Origin of the sequence: Psychroserpens sp. Hel_I_66 (genome assembly GCF_000799465.1) — a bacterium.
Lineage (GTDB): Bacteria > Bacteroidota > Bacteroidia > Flavobacteriales > Flavobacteriaceae > Psychroserpens.
The window spans coordinates 2,560,994-2,578,625 of sequence record NZ_JUGU01000001.1; the positions used below are offsets into that span (position 1 = coordinate 2,560,994).

The 17,632-nt window shown below is 34.8% G+C and carries 14 protein-coding genes and 1 tRNA gene; 8 read left to right on the forward strand and 7 right to left on the reverse strand.

Annotation, left to right across the window (positions count from 1 at the left end):
- Nucleotides 1–409: 409 nt before the first annotated feature.
- The 3 genes from GQ40_RS11430 to GQ40_RS11440 all read right to left on the reverse strand — a co-directional run bounded on the left by GQ40_RS11430 (nt 410) and on the right by GQ40_RS11440 (nt 2,355).
- Nucleotides 410–494: transfer RNA gene (locus GQ40_RS11430), tRNA-Ser, on the reverse strand.
- Nucleotides 495–552: 58 nt separating this feature from the next.
- Nucleotides 553–1,584 (reverse strand): asparaginase, encoded by a 1,032-nt coding sequence (locus tag GQ40_RS11435; protein WP_047548338.1) that lies wholly within the window; start codon nt 1,582–1,584, stop codon nt 553–555.
- A gap of 3 nt (nt 1,585–1,587) precedes the next feature.
- Entirely contained in the window at nt 1,588–2,355 is a 768-nt protein-coding gene (locus tag GQ40_RS11440) for a TatD family hydrolase (protein WP_047548341.1), read from the reverse strand.
- A gap of 51 nt (nt 2,356–2,406) precedes the next feature.
- Here GQ40_RS11440 and GQ40_RS11445 point away from each other — a divergent pair, with 51 nt between their 5' ends.
- Together GQ40_RS11445 and GQ40_RS11450 are read left to right on the forward strand one after the other, a co-directional pair.
- A complete protein-coding gene (locus GQ40_RS11445; protein ID WP_047548343.1) occupies nt 2,407–2,847 on the forward strand; it encodes a TIGR02281 family clan AA aspartic protease in 441 nt (146 codons plus the stop codon).
- A 66-nt stretch (nt 2,848–2,913) separates the two neighbouring features.
- The gene (locus tag GQ40_RS11450) at nt 2,914–3,549 is read left to right on the forward strand and encodes a response regulator (RefSeq protein WP_047548346.1); all 636 of its coding nucleotides are present in this window, start codon (nt 2,914–2,916) and stop codon (nt 3,547–3,549) included.
- 640 nt (nt 3,550–4,189) lie between these two features.
- Here GQ40_RS11450 and odhB read toward each other — a convergent pair.
- Nucleotides 4,190–5,470, reverse strand: coding sequence for a 2-oxoglutarate dehydrogenase complex dihydrolipoyllysine-residue succinyltransferase (gene odhB / locus GQ40_RS11455; protein ID WP_047548350.1), 1,281 nt, complete (start codon nt 5,468–5,470; stop codon nt 4,190–4,192).
- Nucleotides 5,471–5,520: 50 nt separating this feature from the next.
- The gene (locus tag GQ40_RS11460) at nt 5,521–8,277 is read right to left on the reverse strand and encodes a 2-oxoglutarate dehydrogenase E1 component (RefSeq protein WP_047548353.1); all 2,757 of its coding nucleotides are present in this window, start codon (nt 8,275–8,277) and stop codon (nt 5,521–5,523) included.
- Between the two features lie 115 nt (nt 8,278–8,392).
- Here GQ40_RS11460 and GQ40_RS11465 point away from each other — a divergent pair, with 115 nt between their 5' ends.
- A complete protein-coding gene (locus GQ40_RS11465; protein WP_047548355.1) occupies nt 8,393–8,929 on the forward strand; it encodes a hypothetical protein in 537 nt (178 codons plus the stop codon).
- Nucleotides 8,930–8,970: 41 nt separating this feature from the next.
- Here GQ40_RS11465 and GQ40_RS11470 read toward each other — a convergent pair whose 3' ends face one another.
- Both GQ40_RS11470 and GQ40_RS11475 read right to left on the reverse strand, forming a co-directional pair.
- Entirely contained in the window at nt 8,971–9,321 is a 351-nt protein-coding gene (locus GQ40_RS11470; protein ID WP_047548358.1) for a hypothetical protein, read from the reverse strand.
- A complete protein-coding gene (locus GQ40_RS11475) occupies nt 9,321–10,295 on the reverse strand; it encodes a polyprenyl synthetase family protein (RefSeq protein WP_047548361.1) in 975 nt (324 codons plus the stop codon). Before GQ40_RS11475 ends, GQ40_RS11470 begins: the two co-directional genes overlap by 1 nt.
- A gap of 128 nt (nt 10,296–10,423) precedes the next feature.
- On the opposite strand from GQ40_RS11475, the gene GQ40_RS11480 reads away from it, so the two are divergent.
- Genes GQ40_RS11480 through GQ40_RS11500 form a run of 5 tightly spaced genes read left to right on the forward strand, consistent with a single transcriptional unit; the run spans nt 10,424 to nt 17,552 of the window.
- Nucleotides 10,424–11,026, forward strand: coding sequence for a TetR/AcrR family transcriptional regulator (locus GQ40_RS11480; RefSeq protein WP_047548364.1), 603 nt, complete (start codon nt 10,424–10,426; stop codon nt 11,024–11,026).
- A gap of 4 nt (nt 11,027–11,030) precedes the next feature.
- Nucleotides 11,031–12,377: a TolC family protein gene (locus GQ40_RS11485; RefSeq protein WP_047548367.1), complete on the forward strand. Its 1,347-nt coding sequence runs from the start codon at nt 11,031–11,033 to the stop codon at nt 12,375–12,377.
- 12 nt (nt 12,378–12,389) lie between these two features.
- On the forward strand, nt 12,390–13,577 hold the full coding sequence (locus GQ40_RS11490) for an efflux RND transporter periplasmic adaptor subunit (RefSeq protein WP_047548370.1): 1,188 nt from the start codon (nt 12,390–12,392) through the stop codon (nt 13,575–13,577).
- 50 nt (nt 13,578–13,627) lie between these two features.
- On the forward strand, nt 13,628–14,023 hold the full coding sequence (locus tag GQ40_RS11495; RefSeq protein WP_047548372.1) for a four helix bundle protein: 396 nt from the start codon (nt 13,628–13,630) through the stop codon (nt 14,021–14,023).
- Nucleotides 14,016–17,552 carry an efflux RND transporter permease subunit gene (locus tag GQ40_RS11500; protein WP_047548375.1) on the forward strand — a complete coding sequence of 1,179 codons (3,537 nt, stop codon included), beginning with the start codon at nt 14,016–14,018 and terminating at the stop codon, nt 17,550–17,552. Before GQ40_RS11495 ends, GQ40_RS11500 begins: the two co-directional genes overlap by 8 nt.
- Nucleotides 17,553–17,632: the final 80 nt, after the last annotated feature.

Genomic DNA, 17,632 nt, shown 5'->3' on the forward strand with positions numbered 1-17,632 from the left:
CTACGAGATAATTGATTCAGGCCAAATCTTAAAAGTATTTAAATTGATATTTGTTAAGCTTTACCTCGGCTTTATCGAAATTTAATAATTCAATTCAAATTTTTAAGACTGACTTTTGCATGTTTATTGGTAATTTTAAGCAAACATGTAAATCCCATCCACTATATTACATATTGACTATCTATTATCAACTCTTACTTATGCTTTGCTTTGAGTTTATCTATTCCTATTTATAACATTGACGACGTGCATCCCAATTATGAATTCTTTTGCAAGCATAGTCCATACTGATACACGACGGAAGGTCGTGTTCAAATTCCTTTTTTTTTTAAACTAACCTTAAACGAAGTTTAATATGGTTTCAAAAAATGAATCCTGCAACTTTTCAAGTTGCAGGATGAACCTTTTGCAGAGAGGAAGGGATTCGAACCCTCGATACCGTGAAGTATACACGCTTTCCAAGCGTGCGCCTTAAGCCACTCGGCCACCTCTCTATTTTGAGTTTGCAAACATACAACTCCTATTAATCTAAAAAAAGAGAATTGAGAATTTCTATGACATCTCGCCTCTTAATGAGGTTTCAAAAATAGTTTTGAATGTTTTAATAGACACCTTTTCTCCCAGCATAAACATCAATTTTGCTAATGCTGCCTCAGTAGTAATATCTTTTCCAGATATGACGCCTATTTGTTTTAATTGGGTACTTGTCTCATATTGCCCCATCGCCACGCTACCACCTGAGCATTGTGTGACATTTATAATAGGTAATCCTCGTTTTATAGTCGCTTTTAGCATCTCTATAAACCAAGTTTCTGTTGTGGTATTTCCTGCGCCATAGGTTTCTAAAACAATACCCTTAATATGTTCTATATCAAATAATGGTTTTAAAACAGATTCACTTATTCCCGGAAATAGCTTTATCAATAAGATATTTGTTTCAAAATTTTTGTGCACCACTAGTTTTTTTCGAAGATTCGGTTTATACAAATCGTCTTGCTCTACTCTTAAATGAACTCCAGACTCTGCTAAATGCGGATAGTTTAAAGACTCAAAGGCCTCAAAATGTTCTGCATTTATTTTAGTCGTTCTATTTCCGCGGTACAACTTATACTCAAAATACAAACCCACTTCCCTTATAACAGGTCTTCCAGCCTTTTGTAAAGAGGCCATTTGAATGGAAGTGATTAAATTTTCTTTGGCATCTGTTCTCAAATCTCCAATAGGCAATTGTGATCCTGTGAAAATGATTGGCTTTGCCAGGTTCTCAAACATAAAACTCAATGCAGAAGCCGAATAACTCATCGTGTCACTACCATGCAACACTACAAAACCATCAAAATCGTCATAATTGTTCTCAATGATTTCTGCAATTTGAACCCAATACTTAGGGTTCATATTACTACTATCAATAGGATCTTCAAAAGATATGGTCTCGATATTACAATCTAATAATTTGAGCTCTGGTATTTTTTTGATAAGATTATTAAAATCAAACGACTTGAGCGCACCCGTTTCAGGATGTTTGATCATCCCAATAGTTCCGCCTGTATAGATCAATAATATGTTAGGTTGATGTGTTGCCATACGCTATATTCCGAAGATATCTTTAGAATTTTGAGTAGTAATTTCCGCAATTTTTTCTTCGGAAATATTATAAATTTCAGCTAATTTCTCAACTACCTTAACAATGTAACTACTTTCGTTGCGTTTGCCTCGATATGGTTTTGGTGCTAGGTAAGGCGCATCTGTTTCTAGAACAACGTGCTTTAGATCTATTTGATTGAGAAACTGATCAATTTTTCCGTTTTTAAACGTTGCTACGCCTCCTATGCCTAATTTCATGTTGTAAGAAATGGCTTGTTTTGCTTGTTCTAAATTTCCGGTGAAGCAATGGAAAATTCCGAAGAGATCATCATCGCTCTTTTCTTCAAGGATTTCAAAAATCTCATCAAAAGCTTCTCTACAATGAATAACGATTGGCAATTCGTGCTGCTTTGCTAAATTAATTTGATGTCTAAAAGCACCTTTTTGAATATTGAGAGTGGATTTGTCCCAATATAGATCAATACCTATTTCACCTATGGCGTAAAAAGATCGTTTGGCAAGCATATCTTCTACATGCTGCAATTCTTCTCTATAATTATCTTTAACGTGTGTTGGGTGCAAACCCGTCATTAAAAAAACCGACTCTGGAAAATCTGCTTCGAGTTTTAACATTGCATCTGTATAAGTGGAGTCTATTGCAGGAATAAAAAAGCGCGAAACATTTTGCGAGATTGCCCTTTCTATCATTTTCTTTCGGTCTTCATCAAAAGCTTCACTGTAAAGATGTGTATGTGTATCTGTAATTATCATATTGCAAAAATAATCGATTTATAAAACTATCTTTGTTTTAAAATAAAAGTTATGGAAACTTTACAAGAATTTATGCTAGGTAAAGGCTATGCTAAAATTAAACTTAGATTTACCAAGACCAATCATTTTGAGCTAAAAGCAACCATAAATGGTGTTAAGGGAAATTTTATATTAGATACTGGTGCCTCAAGTTCTTGTATTGGTTTTGAAGGGATTGATAACTTTAAACTCATTGCCAAAGATTCTGAAATTAAAGCTGCTGGTGCTGGAGCGACAGATATGCTTACCCAAGTTTCTAAAAAGAACACCATAAAAATTGGTAAATGGAAAAAAGACAAAGTGGTACTCATACTCTTTAATTTAGCTCATGTAAATACTGCGCTCATAGCTCATGAAGCTAATCCTGTAGATGGTATTATTGGTGCAGATATCCTTAAAAAGTCAAAAGCTGTGATTGACTATCAAAAAAAATACCTGTATCTAAAATTGTAAGAAAAATTTTAAATACCTTCTAAAATCTCTTATCTTTAAGTTCAAACCCCTCACATTAATAGCAAAATGTCAACCTCAATCATCATAGCAGACGATCATCCTTTAATATTAAAAGGGTTAAATGATTTTCTAATAGAAAAAAAGTTCAATGTTATTGCAAGTGCAAAAAATGGTAAAGAGGCTTTTACCCTTATCAGCGCTCACCAACCAGATCTAGCAATATTAGATATTCAAATGCCTATTCTTACAGGTTTACAAGTTGCAGAAAAATGCAAAGAAGCCAATCTCAATACTAAAATAATAATCATCACTTTTGAAAAGAGTGAGGAAATCTACATTAAGGCTAAATCTTTAGGGATTTATGGGTATATACTCAAGGAGTTTGCCATTGCTGAAATAGAGCACTGTATTGCCAATGTGCTTGAGGAACGATCTTATTTTAGCCCAGAACTTATTGAATATCTTGAAATAAAGGAAACGCCAGAAGATTTAAAAACTTTGACAGATACTGAAATGAAAGTGCTCAAGTTCATCGTAAAAAGCAAAACTGCAAAAGAAATTGCCAACGTACTTTGCATATCTGACCGAACGGTTGAAAAACATAAAAGCAACATTCGTCACAAACTCAAATTAGAATCCAACCCAAGTAGTATTGCTTTATTTGCAAAAGAGCATCAAGAGTTCTTATTAGAGTATACATAAATTTCATAATTTAATATTTTCAAAATATACGTAGAACTACGTATTGTTTGGTATGTATTTAATAGCGAAATTTGTATTGCTATTAATCAATTTCCTTTTTTTAAAAGGATTAAAGCTCTAGTCCTTTTTTGGTCTAGAGCTTTTTTGTTTTAAAAATGTCTTTTTTTTTAGCTCGAAAAGATTAATAACCCGAATTTTTACTGAAAAAAACCAAAATATACGTAGAACTACGTATTGTTTGACACGGAAATAATGGCGAATTTTGATAACGAGTTATTAAGATTAGAGGGATTTATCTATTAACTCTATTAATTTAAAGGGGATAGGGCTCTGAGTGGTCAAAAGCTCAGAGCTTTATTAAAAAAAAACAAAATTCAAAACATATAAAAAATGGAAACAATGAAAAACAAAGAAAGCCTAACCAATAAAATCTTTATTGCTGGCTTAATTATTAGTGCCATTTTAATAATATCAATTAATATTATTGTAAACTTTTTTAGTTAGTTAGTTATTTTTATTAGGGAGAAAAAGCGCAACTCTATTTATAGGTTGCGCTTTTTTATTTGACTTTTTTATATAAAAAAACGCAATCCAAAAGATGAATTGCGCTAGTTTTTTAATTTCCGAAGAAAAGCAATTATTACATTTCCAATGCTCTCTTCACATCGTTATCCATTAACAACTCTACCGGATTTTCCAGTGCTTCTTTAATCGCAACAAGGAAACCAACAGATTCTTTACCATCAATAATTCTATGGTCATAAGATAAGGCGACGTACATGATTGGTCTAATTTCTACGTGACCATCAATTGCCACTGGGCGCTCAACAATGTTGTGCATTCCTAAAATTCCGCTTTGCGGAGGATTGATAATTGGAGTTGATAGCATACTACCAAACACACCACCATTCGAGATGGTAAACGTACCACCCGTCATTTCATCAACGGTTATTTGTCCGTCACGAGCGCGAATAGCCAAACGCTTAACTTCAGATTCTACGCCTCTAAAACTTAAATGTTCTACATTTCTCATCACTGGCACCATTAATCCTTTTGGACCAGATACTGCGATTGAAATATCAACAAAATCATAGGTGATCATTTCTTTTCCGTCAATCATTGAGTTTACAGCAGGATACATTTTTAATGCTCTTACTACCGCAAGTGTAAAGAAACTCATAAACCCAAGACTCACGCCATGTTTTGCTTTAAAGTCTTCTTTATATTGCTTACGTAGTTCAAAAATTGGTGACATGTCAACCTCATTGAAAGTGGTTAACATAGCAGTTGTATTTTTAGCCTCTACCAAACGCTCTGCTACTTTACGACGTAACATTGACATTTTACTTCTAGACGTACTACGATTTCCGCCAGTTGGCGTACCCATTGAAGGTGTTGCATTTACTGCATCATCTTTAGTGATACGACCATCTTTTCCTGTTCCAGATACAGATGATGCATCCATACCTTTTTCTGCTAAAACTTTCTTTGCAGCTGGACTTGCTGTACCAGAAGCGTAAGTTTTTTGTGCAGGATTTGGCGCTTTTTCGCTATCTTTTTTATTCTTTTCAGAATCAAGATCTTCCATAAGCTCTTTGGTTTCTTGCTTATTTGCTCCACCTTCGCTTCCTCCTCCTTGGTATGTCGTAGGCACATCTTTACCAGATTCTGTGCTTGGTTTTTCTGCAGATGTATCAATTAAGCATACTACAGCTCCAACCTCAACAGCATCGCCTTCTTCGGCTTTGAGTGTTATGGCTCCGCTTGCTTCAGCAGGTAATTCTAATGTAGCTTTATCACTGTCAACTTCTGCAATGGCTTGGTCTTTTTCAACATAATCTCCATCTTCTACTAACCATTGTGCAATTTCAACTTCTGTGATTGATTCTCCTGGTGAAGGAACTTTCATTTCTAAAATCATCGTTCTGTAATTTTATTTTAAGCGTTTGTGTTTCTTGTTTTTTTGTTGTTCTAACGTTGATTGTTTTTTGATTTATCAAAAACATAATCAATAACTTCTTGGTGACGTTTCTTTGAGCGCACACTACTACCTGCAGCTGGTGCTCCATATGGTCTTCTCGATGCTGCTCTAAAATTTCTGGCCTCATCTAAATGCATTAATATGTGGCTGTAAGCTCCCATATTTCTTGGTTCTTCTTGTGCCCAAACAATATCATCTGCATTTTTATATTTTTCAATTGCCTCTTTGATCTGCTTTTCTGGTAAAGGGAATAATTGTTCCACTCTTACTAGGGCAACATCGTCTCGTTCTAATTGTTTGCGTTCTTCTAATAAATCGTAGTAAAATTTACCTGTAACAAATACCAGTGATTTAACATTGTCTGTTTTTACACTATCGTCATCAATGACCATTTTGAAACTTCCGTTTGCAAATTCATCTACCGTAGAGACGACTAATGGATGACGTAATAAACTTTTAGGTGTAAATATGATTAATGGCTTTCTAAACTCTGCCTTCATTTGTTTTCTAAGTAAATGATACATATTTGCAGGCGTTGTACAATCCATTACGAACATATTATCTTTTGCACATAGCTGTAAATAACGTTCCATGCGACCTGATGAATGCTCTGCGCCTTGACCCTCATAACCGTGAGGCAATAACATAACCAGTCCGTTTTGAAGTTTCCATTTATCTTCTGCTGCGGAAATGTACTGATCTAACATTATTTGAGCGCCATTACTAAAATCGCCAAATTGGGCTTCCCAAATTACCAAAGTTTGTGGGCTTGCCATGGCATAACCGTAATCAAAACCTACAACACCATATTCTGAAAGTAATGAGTTGTATATAAAGAATTTTCCTTGTTTATCACTAATTTGGTTTAATAATAAGATTTCTTCTTCGCTATCTTCTACTTTAACAACTGCATGCCTGTGTGAAAACGTCCCACGCTCTACATCCTGACCAGAAATACGAACATCGTAACCTTCTTCTAGCAATGTACCGTAAGCTAAATGCTCTGCCATTGCCCAATCTAGTTTATCGTCATCAAACATTGTTTGACGTGATTCTACTAAACGTTCAATTTTGCGAATGAACTTCTTATCTTTTGGCAAGTTTGAAATGACCTTTGTAATTTTTGCTAAACCCTCTTTTGAAAAAGTAGTATCAATTGGTTTTAGCATTTTATCTTCTGTAACGGTATTGTAGTTTTCCCACTCATCTGCCATAAAAGGAGTGATTACTGTTTTGTCTATTTTTCTAGAATCTTCAAGATTCTCTTCTAATTTATCCTTGTATAGTTTTTCTAATTCTGAAACATAACTGTCATCGATTATACCTTCTGCCATCAACTTTTCAGCATAAATATCTCTCGGATTTTTATGCTTGGCAATTGCCTTATAAAGTTTAGGTTGTGTAAAACGAGGTTCATCACCTTCGTTATGACCATACTTTCTGTAACCCAATAAATCTATAAAAACGTCACGCTTAAATTTCATTCTAAAATGCAAAGCAAACAACATCGCATGTACTACTGCTTCTGCATCATCTGCGTTAATATGAAGTACTGGTGATAATGTGACTTTACCAACATCTGTACAATAGGTACTTGTTCTTGCATCTAAATAATTAGTCGTAAAACCAATTTGATTATTGACTACAATATGGATGGTACCATTGGTTTTATAGCCATCTAAATTTGCCATTTGAATGACTTCGTAAACCAAACCTTGACCTGCAATCGCTGCATCGCCATGAACTACGATTGGTAAAACCTGAGATGGATTATCTGAATATTTATCGTCTTGTTTTGCTCTTACAATACCTTCAACTACTGCGCCAACCGTTTCTAAATGTGATGGGTTTGGTGCAATGTTAAGGTTGATTTCGTGACCACCTTCAGTTTTGCGATTACTGGTCCATCCTAAGTGATATTTTACATCGCCATCAAAAATTTCTTGCTCGTAATCCTTTCCATCAAATTCACTAAATATGTCTTTGGCACTTTTTCCGAAGATATTGGTAAGTGTACTCAATCGTCCACGATGTGCCATACCCATTACAAACTCCTTCACACCATGTTGCGCTGCGTTTTCGATTAATGAGTCTAATGCTGGTATCAAAGATTCGTTCCCTTCTAGAGAAAATCGTTTTTGTCCAACATATTTGGTGTGTAAAAAGCTCTCAAATGAGACTGCTTCATTTAACTTTTTGAGGATATGCTTTTTTTCTTCCGAAGAAAAATTTGGTTGATTGTCATTGATATTGAGTTTATTTTGAATCCACTCAATTTCTTCTGGCTTTCTAATATACATATATTCAACACCAATAGAGTCGCAATAAATACTCTCTAGATGTCTAATGATCTCTCTTAACGGTTGCTTGCCAATACCTAAAATCTCACCTGCGTTAAAAACGGTGTCTAAATCTGATTGTGATAACCCAAAGTTTTCAATTGCTAGCGTTGGCTCATATTTTCTGCGATCTCTAACTGGATTTGTTTTTGTAAACAAATGGCCACGGTTTCTATAACCGTCAATTAATTTTACAACTTGAAATTCCTTTTGTACATGCTCTGGTATTTGGGTAGAAACACCTTCGGTAAGGGCTTCTTCCATACCGTAGCTTTCGCTGCCAAAGTCGTAACCTTGAAAAAAGGCTCTCCAGCTTGGCTCAACAGAATCAGGATGTTTTTGGTATTGTTCGTATAAATCAGCAAAATATGCTGTATGTGCTGCGTTTAAAAAAGAATATTTATCCATAAAATGGTTGATGTCGTTTTGGCTTCAACAAAGTTTATTCAAAAATACAACTTTTACTAAAATTAGATACGTTTTTGGTATATTTATAGGCCTTATTTAACTCAAATTTAGATTTATGAAAATTTTTAATCGTCCAAAGCTAAAATACTTCTATTTATTTGTCCTTTTTCTAGCGATTCCATATCAATCTCTTGCCCAAGATAACGTGCAAGAAAGCAAATTTTGGCAAAATGTGAGATTTGGAGGTGGTATTGGTTTAAGTTTTGGTGGAGATGGTTTTTTTAGTGGGACGCTAGCACCAAGTGCTATTTATGATTTTAATAACCAATTTTCAATGGGATTAGGTCTAAATGGCACTTATAATAGTTTGAAAAACTCTTACAATTCTACCATTTTAGGAGCAAGCGTTATTAGTTTATTTAATCCTATTGACCAACTTCAGGTTTCTGGAGAATTTGAATACCTCAATGTCAATCAAAAATTTGACAACAACCTTTTTGAAGATCGTAATTATTGGGTACCAGCCCTATTTGTTGGTTTGGGGTATCGTGTAAATAATGTAACTTTAGGGATTAGATACGATGTGCTTTACGACAGGGATAAAAGTGTTTATGTAGACCCTTTAACTCCTTTTTTTAGGGTATTTTTTTAATTTACACAACATCAGCTGACAGATTAATTTCATCGCAAATTTTAAGAATACGCATTACGATACCACACCTTTTGCCACTCACGTTGTAAAATTAAAAAAGTGACCTGATCAGAGAGTTTTAAAGAATCACTTCCATCAAGTTGCTTTATTTTTTCTTCGGAAACATCTATAATGTACAGTAAGTTAAGATACTCAGCAAATTTTTCATTGATCAACTTAAAGACTACTTCATGCAATAAATATTTTAGGCTCGTTGGAAGAATATTTTCCTCAAAATCAAGATCGATATTGGCCAGTAAAAAGTCTTTATTGATCTGTTTGATCAACTTATGATAGAGATTTTGTTCTTCCGAAGTTGCTATCAAATCCTCAAAAGTTGTGGGTAATTGCATTATACGTTTCGGTTCATTAGATTGTTACCAAAAGCTTTGAGAGCGTTTTTATTTTCTTCGGAAATTTTGAGCGCATCTAAAACCGAGAATGCTTTAATTGTATAATTTTCAATTTCCTTTTTTGTTGCTTCTGCAGAACCACTTGACACAAACAATTGTTTTACAGTGTCTATTTTATCTGTTGGATCAGTTGGGTTTACACTATACAAACGCTCCAATTGTAACTTATCGGCAGCATCAGAAAAATCAAGTGCTTTTAAATATAAATAGGTTTTTTTATTTTCAATGATATCGCCTCCAACCTGCTTGCCAAATGTGTTGGGATCTCCAAAAGCATCTAAATAATCATCCTGTAATTGAAAGGCAATACCCAAATTTTTTCCGAAGTTATAAATAGCATCTTGACAATCTTGCGATGCATTGGCTACAATAGCTCCCATTCTCATGGCAGCACCAACCAAAACCGCAGTTTTATACTCGATCATCTTTAAATATTCGGGTATGGTGACATCGTCTCGAGTTTCAAAATCAACATCATATTGTTGTCCTTCACAAACCTCCAACGCAGTTTTACTAAACAATTTTGCCAAATCCTGAAACTGCTTAGATTCATAATTCTCGAACAACTGGTAGGCCATAATGAGCATCGCATCTCCAGAAAGAATTCCCGTATTGACATCCCATTTTTCGTGAACAGTGGTTTTACCGCGTCTTAACGGTGCGTCGTCCATGATATCATCATGCACAAGAGAAAAATTATGAAATACCTCAACGCTTAGTGCAGCATCCATAGCTTTATTAAGATCACCATTAAAAATTTCGGCAGTTATGAGCGTTAAAATTGGTCGTAAACGTTTACCTCCAAGTTTTAAAATATAATTAATTGGCTCGTAAAGATTGCTTGGCTCTTTGGGCGTTATATATGCGTTTAAATAATTTACAAACGCATCGTGATAGGTTGAGATTTTTTGCATTGTGCAAAAATAATGTAAATCAATTTATTCTCAACCACTCTTCAAGTTTAAGCTAATGTTAAATAACCGTAAAACTTTGGAAACTTTTTTTGTTTTTAAAGTTTCCTGTTGTACTTTTGCCCAATAATATGAAAGACAAAATTATACACAAATCGGCAGATATGTTCTTAAACTTAGGGTTTAAGAGCGTTACTATGGATGATATTGCCAGTGAAATGGGTATATCAAAAAAAACGATTTATCAACATTTTACGAATAAAACGAAATTGGTAGAGGCTACAACGCTTCAGGTATTCGAATTTATTTCTCACGGTATTGACTGCATTTGTGAACTTGAAAAAAATCCTATTGAAGAAATCTATGAGATCAAACAGTTTGTAATGCTACATCTCAAAAACGAGAAATCATCGCCTCAATACCAATTACAGAAATACTATCCTAAGATTTGTGCGACCATAAAGAAAAAACAATTTGAAAAAATGCATGGCTGCGTTTCTCAAAATCTCGATCGAGGTGTATCACAAGGACTTTATAGAAAAAACATAAACGTAGAATTCACTGCAAGACTCTATATAAATGGCATGATGTCGTTGAAAGATCAGGATATATTTCCGCTTGAAAACTTTTCAATGCACGTGCTTATGGATAATTATTTAGAATACCACTTAAGAGGGATTTGTACTATAAAAGGACTAGAAAAATTAACACAATTACTAACAACCAATCATTAAACTTATGAGAAAACTGCTCATATTAATCACATGTCTATTAATGGTTTCCATTGGTTTTTCGCAAGAAATACCAACAAACCTCAGCTTACAGGAAGCTATAGATTATGCTCTAGAAAATAACAGACAATCCAAAAATGCTGCATTAGACATTGAAGCTGCAAAACAGCAAAAATGGGAAACGACAGCCTCTGGTTTACCTCAAATTAGTGCTAGCGTAGATTATCAAAACTTTTTAAAACAACAGGTACAGGTAATTCCAGCAGAGTTTTTTGGAGGCAGTCCTGGCGAGTTCCAAGAAGTTGTATTTGGCACCAAACAAAGTGTAAACGCGTTTGCCACCTTAAATCAAAAAATCTTTGATGGCTCTTATATAGTGGGTTTACAATCTGCAAAAGTGTTTTTGGAAATCTCTAAAAACGCAAAGACCAAAACCGACCTTGAGGTAAGAAAAGCAGTTATTGATGCCTACGGAAATGTGCTACTCACAGAAGAAAGCGTCTTTATTTTAGAAAGAAACATCGCTGTGCTGGAAAAAAACCTCTTTGAAACCACTAAAATCTATGAAAACGGTTTAGGTGAAGAAGAAAGTGTTGAGCAACTACAAATCACCTTATCAAGTGTTAAAAGTATGCTTAATAATACTGAAAGGTTAAAAACCTTAGCCTACCAAATGCTCAATATCACTTTAGGCTTGGATGTATATAACACACTAATATTAACCGATAATTTAGAAACCCTAGCAGAAAATAATATGTCTTTGAGTCTTTTGGAAACAGAAGGAAATCCTCAAAACACCATTGATTATCAAATTGCAGAAAATGATACCGAAGCCAAAAGCTTAATGGTTAAACTTGAAAAAAGTAAAGCATTGCCAACTTTAAATGCTTTTGTAAATGGAGGATATTCATCATTTAGCGACAAATTTAATTTTACGAATAGTAGCCAACCATGGTTTGGATCGTCATTGGTTGGTGTCAATTTAAGCATTCCAATCTTTAGTTCTGGTATGCGAAGCGCTGCTACACAACGTGCTGAAATTAATTTAGAAAAATCTAAAATAGACCTTACCGAAACCGAACAAAAAATAAAATTAGAAATTGCGTCTGCAAAAAGTAATTATCAATTTGCCATAGAAGATTATGAGAACAAAAAGAAAAATCTCGAATTAGCCGAGCGCATTGAAAACAAGAACCAAACTAAATTTTTTGAAGGTATCGGGTCTAGTTTTGAACTTAGACAAGCACAAACCCAATTATATACTGCACAGCAAGAATTATTACAAGCCATGCTGGATGTGATTAATTCTAAAGCTGCATTAGAAACCGCATTAAACTCACCAATCAACAACTAAACACAATTATCAATGAAACATATATATTCAATACTAATCGCGACCTTAATTATAGTCTCTTGTTCTGGAGACAAAAAGAATTCCGTAGAAAATGTAATAGAAAAAGGAAATCTTGAAAGCATAAGAGCAAAGCGTGGAGAACTTGTTAATGAACAACAAGCTTTAAACCATAAAATCAAATTGCTTGATGAAAAAATCAAATCTCTTGACACTACAAAACATGTCCCTTTAATCACAACGTTTAATGCAAAAAATGAAGTGTTTAATCACGTGATCGAATTACAAGGTAATGTCACTACAAAAGATTTATTAACGATAACTCCAGAGTATAGTGGGATTTTGACAAACGTTTACGTTAAAGAAGGACAAAAAGTAAACAAAGGACAACTACTTGCAAAAGTAGATGATGGTGGGTTGAGCCAGCAAATTGCTCAAATAAAAATTCAAGCTGATTTAGCCAAAACTACTTACGAGCGTCAAAAAAGACTTTGGGAACAAAATATTGGTAGCGAAATTCAATACTTGCAGGCCAAATCCACTTACGAGTCCCAACAAGAAGCGGTAAATCAATTAAATCAGCAAATTAGCAAAACTATGATAAAAGCGCCTTTTGCTGGAACCATTGACGATGTTATTACTGAACAAGGTAGCGTTGTCGGAGCTGGACAAACACCAATATTGCGTATTGTCAATTTAGACAACATGTATATAGAAACAGAAGTTCCCGAACGCTACGTAGGCAATATCACAAAAGGTAAAAATGTCACGGTAGACCTTCCTGTTTTGGGGAAAACGATAGAAACTAAAATTCGTCAGGCTGGAGATGTTATCAATCCAGCAAACCGAACGTTTAAGGCTGAAATTGAAATCCCAAATAACGATAAAAGCATCAAACCAAATCTTACAGCACGACTAAAAATCAATGATTATACCAGTGAAAACGCCTTATTGATTCCGCAGAGTGTTATTTCTGAAAATGCTGAAGGCGAGCAATACGTATACGTAGTCAACAATAAAGACAGTAAAAATATAGGCGTTGCAAAACGTGTGATTATAGAAACCGGAAAAACCCAGGGCGATAATATTGAGGTCTTAAAAGGCATAGAAGATGGTGCTGAAATCATAAAAGAAGGCGCAAGAAGTGTACGAGACGGACAGTCTGTAGAAGTTATTAATTATGAAGAAGACGATAGTATCTAGTCAATAGCCTATAGAAATCACTCATATGTATATTAGAATTTACAATAATTATGAAAGACATAAAATTTAGTTTTGAAGATTTAAACGTGTATCAAAAAGCATTAGATTTTATTGATAACACATATAAGACCACTGAGAACTTTCCAAAAAAAGAATTGTTTGGCTTGAGTTCTCAGTTTCAAAGAGCTTCAGTTTCAATTGCTCTAAATATTGCTGAAGGCTCTGGAGATACTAATGCTCAATTCAATAGATTTTTAAACATTTCAAAAGGTTCCATAAAAGAATGTGTCGTTTGCTCTACTATCGCAAGAAGACTCAAGTATATAAGTGATGAAGAAAACAAAAGTATTAGACAAAATTTAGAAGAATTATCTAAAATGACTTCTGGCCTTCAAAGCTATTTAACAAATCACTCTAACGTCTCAAAACCAAAGACTAATGACTAAGAAAAACAAAAAAAACGTAGATAAGGAATTTGGCTTATCATCGATGGCGATTAACAACAAAACCACGATGTTTGTTCTTATTGCTTTATTTTTCTACTTAGGTATTTCTGCTTTTTTCAGTATGCCTAGAGAGAACTTCCCTGAGGTTAACGAAACAAAGATTTATGTAAGCACCATATATCCTGGAAATACTGCGGAAGACATTGAAAAACTGGTTACAGATCCTCTTGAGGATAAACTTAACATTGTAAGTAATAAGGTTGAGATTACCTCAACGTCACAAGAAGATTACTCTATGATTATTGTTGAGTTTGACGAAAACATTACTGTTGAGCAAGCCAAACAAAAGGTCAAGGATGAAATTGATAGTGAAACTTCTAGCGAAGACTGGCCAACATTTAATGGTGCAAAAGTAGAACCAGATGTTTTTGAGTTGAGCCTTTCCGAAGAAATGCCAATCTTAAACATTAATATTTCAGGAGATTACCCTATTGAAAGATTAAAGGAATATGCAGAATATCTTCAAGATGAGATAGAAGATCTACAAGAGATAAAGAAAGCAGATATACGTGGCGCACAAGAAAAAGAGGTTGAAGTTGCGGTAGACATTTATAAAATGATGGCTGCAAAAGTGACGTTTTCAGATATCATAAATGCCATAAACGGTGGGAATATGACCATGTCTGCAGGAAATTTAAAAGCCAGCGGTCAACGTCGTACCATTAGAATTTTAGGCGAAATTGAAACACCGGAAGAGCTTGAAAATTTTGTTGTTAAAGCAGAAAACGGAAACCCTATCTATCTTAAAGATTTAGCTGAAGTATTTTTTACTGAAAAAGACAAAACCACGTTTGCTAGAAAATCTGGTAAGCCAGTAGTCATGCTCGATGTTAAAAAACGTGCTGGTAAAAATATGGTGGCTGCAGCAGAACAAATACAAGTGATTGTACAGGATGCAATTGCTGATGAATTTCCTGCAGACTTAGAGGTTTCTATCACAAATGACCAATCGGAAAAAACAATTGGTCAAGTTGACGATTTAGTTAATAACATCATTTTTGGTGTCATCTTAGTAGTTACCGTATTGATGTTCTTTTTAGGATTTAAAAACGCACTTTTTGTTGGTTTTGCTATTCCAATGTCAATGTTTATGTCGCTCATGATTTTAAATATGATTGGATATAGTTTAAACACGATGGTCCTTTTCGGACTCATCATGGGTCTGGGAATGCTCGTCGATAACGGGATTGTTGTTGTGGAGAACGTTTACCGACTCATGGAAGATGAAGGCCTGAGCAGGATTGAAGCAGCAAAAAAAGGGATTGGAGAAATTGCCTTCCCAATTATAATCTCGACTGCTACTACGGTTGCTGCCTTTGTTCCGTTAGGTTTATGGCCCGGAATTATGGGTGAGTTCATGAAAATTTTGCCTATTACACTTTCTATAGTTTTAGGATCATCATTGTTTGTAGCTATCTTTTTTAACTCGGTTTTAGTGTCACGCTATATGACAATTGAAGATAAGGATATGCCATTACAGCAAATCATCAAAATAACCAGTATTGTTGCAGTGATTGGTGTTCTTATTTTAATTTTTGGTGGCGCCTACAGAGGTTTGGGAACCGTTATGATTTTTACAGCTATCATGCTTTGGGCATATCGCTTTTTTATTAGAAACTGGGCGAACAAATTCCAAAATAGTACGTTGGTAAAATTAGAGAACTGGTACGAGCGCCAATTACGTGGAGCACTGTCTAAGAAACGACCTTACATTTTAAGTATTGGTACGTTTTTATTGCTGATTGCTGCTTTTATTGCCTTCGGAATTTCTCTAAGTACGCAACGTACCAAAGTTGAGTTTTTTCCAGATAATAAACCTAACCAGATTATTGTTTATATCGAATATCCTCAGGGAACCGCTATCGAAAAAACCAACGCCATTACATCTCAAATAGAACAACGTGTTTACGATGTTATCAACCAAGATGAATATATGGATGATGGTAGAAATTTCTTAGTAGAAAGTGCTGTGTCCCAAGTTGGTGAGGGCGCTGGAAATCCTCAGACCGATGGAGGTTCTGCTGCGGAAATGCCACACAAAGCAAAAATAACAGCCTCAATGCGTGAATACAAGTACCGACGTGGAGAGGATAGTGAACTATTACGCCAAAAAGTACAGGAAGCCTTGGTTGGGATCTATCCTGGCGTATTGATTTCCGTAGAAAAAGATGCTAATGGGCCACCTGCTGGTGCACCAATTAATATTGAAATTGAAGGTAAGGATTACAACGAGCTTATTGCCACCGCAGAGCAAATGCGTGAGTTTATAAACTCAAAAAACATTGCTGGTATTGATGAACTTAAAATTGATGTCAATAAAGACAAACCAACAATGCAGGTTGAAGTAGATCGAGAAAAAGCTGGTGAACTGGGTGTAAGCGCATCACAAGTTGGACAACAGTTACGTAACTCAATTTTTGGCTCTAAAGCTGGTATTTACAAAGAAGATGGTGACGATTTTGATATTTACGTTCGTTTCAATGAAGAGAACAGATATAATACGAGTGCGCTGTTTAACCAAAATATTACGTTTAGAGACAACACAGGCCAAATTAAGGAAATCCCTTTATCTACAGTTGCAAAACAGAAAAACAACTCTGGGTTTAGTGCCATAAAACATAGAGAGACCAAGCGTGTGGTGACGGTATATTCTGCGTTGGCTCCAGGTTATACAGATGCTGGTGCAATTGTAACTCAAATTCAAAATGAGATGAAGAGTTATGATGGCCTTCCGGACGATATAAAAGTCGATTACACAGGGCAAATTGAAGAACAGAACAAGCAAATGGCCTTTTTAATGGGAGCGTTTTTTACTGGACTTGGCTTGATTTTCTTCATATTGATATTTCAGTTTAATTCGGTTTCAAAACCAACAATTATAATGATTGCAATATTCTTAAGTTTTATTGGTGTGTTTGGTGGTATCGTTATTTCTGGGAGTGCCTTCGTGATTATGATGACCATGGTTGGTATCATTTCATTAGCAGGAATTGTTGTTAACAACGGTGTGGTTTTACTCGATTATGCACAACTTTTAATTGACAGAAAGAAAAATGACCTAGACCTCGACGACGATGAATTTTTAACTTCGGAAGATCTTTTTGAAAGTATCGTAACCGCAGGAAAAGCACGTTTAAGACCTGTATTGTTAACTGCAATCACGACCATTTTAGGATTGATCCCTTTAGCTATCGGTTTAAATATTAACTTCTTTACACTATTCGCAGATTTTAACCCTAATATTTATATGGGAGGAGACAATGTTGTGTTTTGGGGACCTTTAGCCTGGACGGTTATTTACGGATTGTTAATTGCAACCTTCTTAACCTTAATTGTTGTCCCAATCTTATTCTTTTTGAGCATTAAATTAAAAATGTGGTTTAAGACCAAGTTTGGATCTGAAACCAAAACTGCTGAAGAAAAAGAAATTGAAGAAATTGGGCAAGGTTATGCAGTAGTTGATAAATAGAGAGTGATTTTAAATACTAGATCATAACTAAAAACCCTTGATAATCAAATCAAGGGTTTTTTATTTTTCTTCGGAAATTT

Excerpts from the sequence above, each read along its gene's own strand:
- GQ40_RS11435 (WP_047548338.1), bottom strand. The coding sequence starts at position 1,584 with ATGGCAACACATCAACCTAACATATTATTGATCTATACAGGCGGAACT.
- GQ40_RS11440 (WP_047548341.1), bottom strand. The coding sequence starts at position 2,355 with ATGATAATTACAGATACACATACACATCTTTACAGTGAAGCTTTTGAT.
- GQ40_RS11445 (WP_047548343.1), top strand. The coding sequence starts at position 2,407 with ATGGAAACTTTACAAGAATTTATGCTAGGTAAAGGCTATGCTAAAATT.
- GQ40_RS11450 (WP_047548346.1), top strand. The coding sequence starts at position 2,914 with ATGTCAACCTCAATCATCATAGCAGACGATCATCCTTTAATATTAAAA.
- odhB (WP_047548350.1), bottom strand. The coding sequence starts at position 5,470 with ATGATTTTAGAAATGAAAGTTCCTTCACCAGGAGAATCAATCACAGAA.
- GQ40_RS11460 (WP_047548353.1), bottom strand. The coding sequence starts at position 8,277 with ATGGATAAATATTCTTTTTTAAACGCAGCACATACAGCATATTTTGCT.
- GQ40_RS11465 (WP_047548355.1), top strand. The coding sequence starts at position 8,393 with ATGAAAATTTTTAATCGTCCAAAGCTAAAATACTTCTATTTATTTGTC.
- GQ40_RS11470 (WP_047548358.1), bottom strand. The coding sequence starts at position 9,321 with ATGCAATTACCCACAACTTTTGAGGATTTGATAGCAACTTCGGAAGAA.
- GQ40_RS11475 (WP_047548361.1), bottom strand. The coding sequence starts at position 10,295 with ATGCAAAAAATCTCAACCTATCACGATGCGTTTGTAAATTATTTAAAC.
- GQ40_RS11480 (WP_047548364.1), top strand. The coding sequence starts at position 10,424 with ATGAAAGACAAAATTATACACAAATCGGCAGATATGTTCTTAAACTTA.
- GQ40_RS11485 (WP_047548367.1), top strand. The coding sequence starts at position 11,031 with ATGAGAAAACTGCTCATATTAATCACATGTCTATTAATGGTTTCCATT.
- GQ40_RS11490 (WP_047548370.1), top strand. The coding sequence starts at position 12,390 with ATGAAACATATATATTCAATACTAATCGCGACCTTAATTATAGTCTCT.
- GQ40_RS11495 (WP_047548372.1), top strand. The coding sequence starts at position 13,628 with ATGAAAGACATAAAATTTAGTTTTGAAGATTTAAACGTGTATCAAAAA.
- GQ40_RS11500 (WP_047548375.1), top strand. The coding sequence starts at position 14,016 with ATGACTAAGAAAAACAAAAAAAACGTAGATAAGGAATTTGGCTTATCA.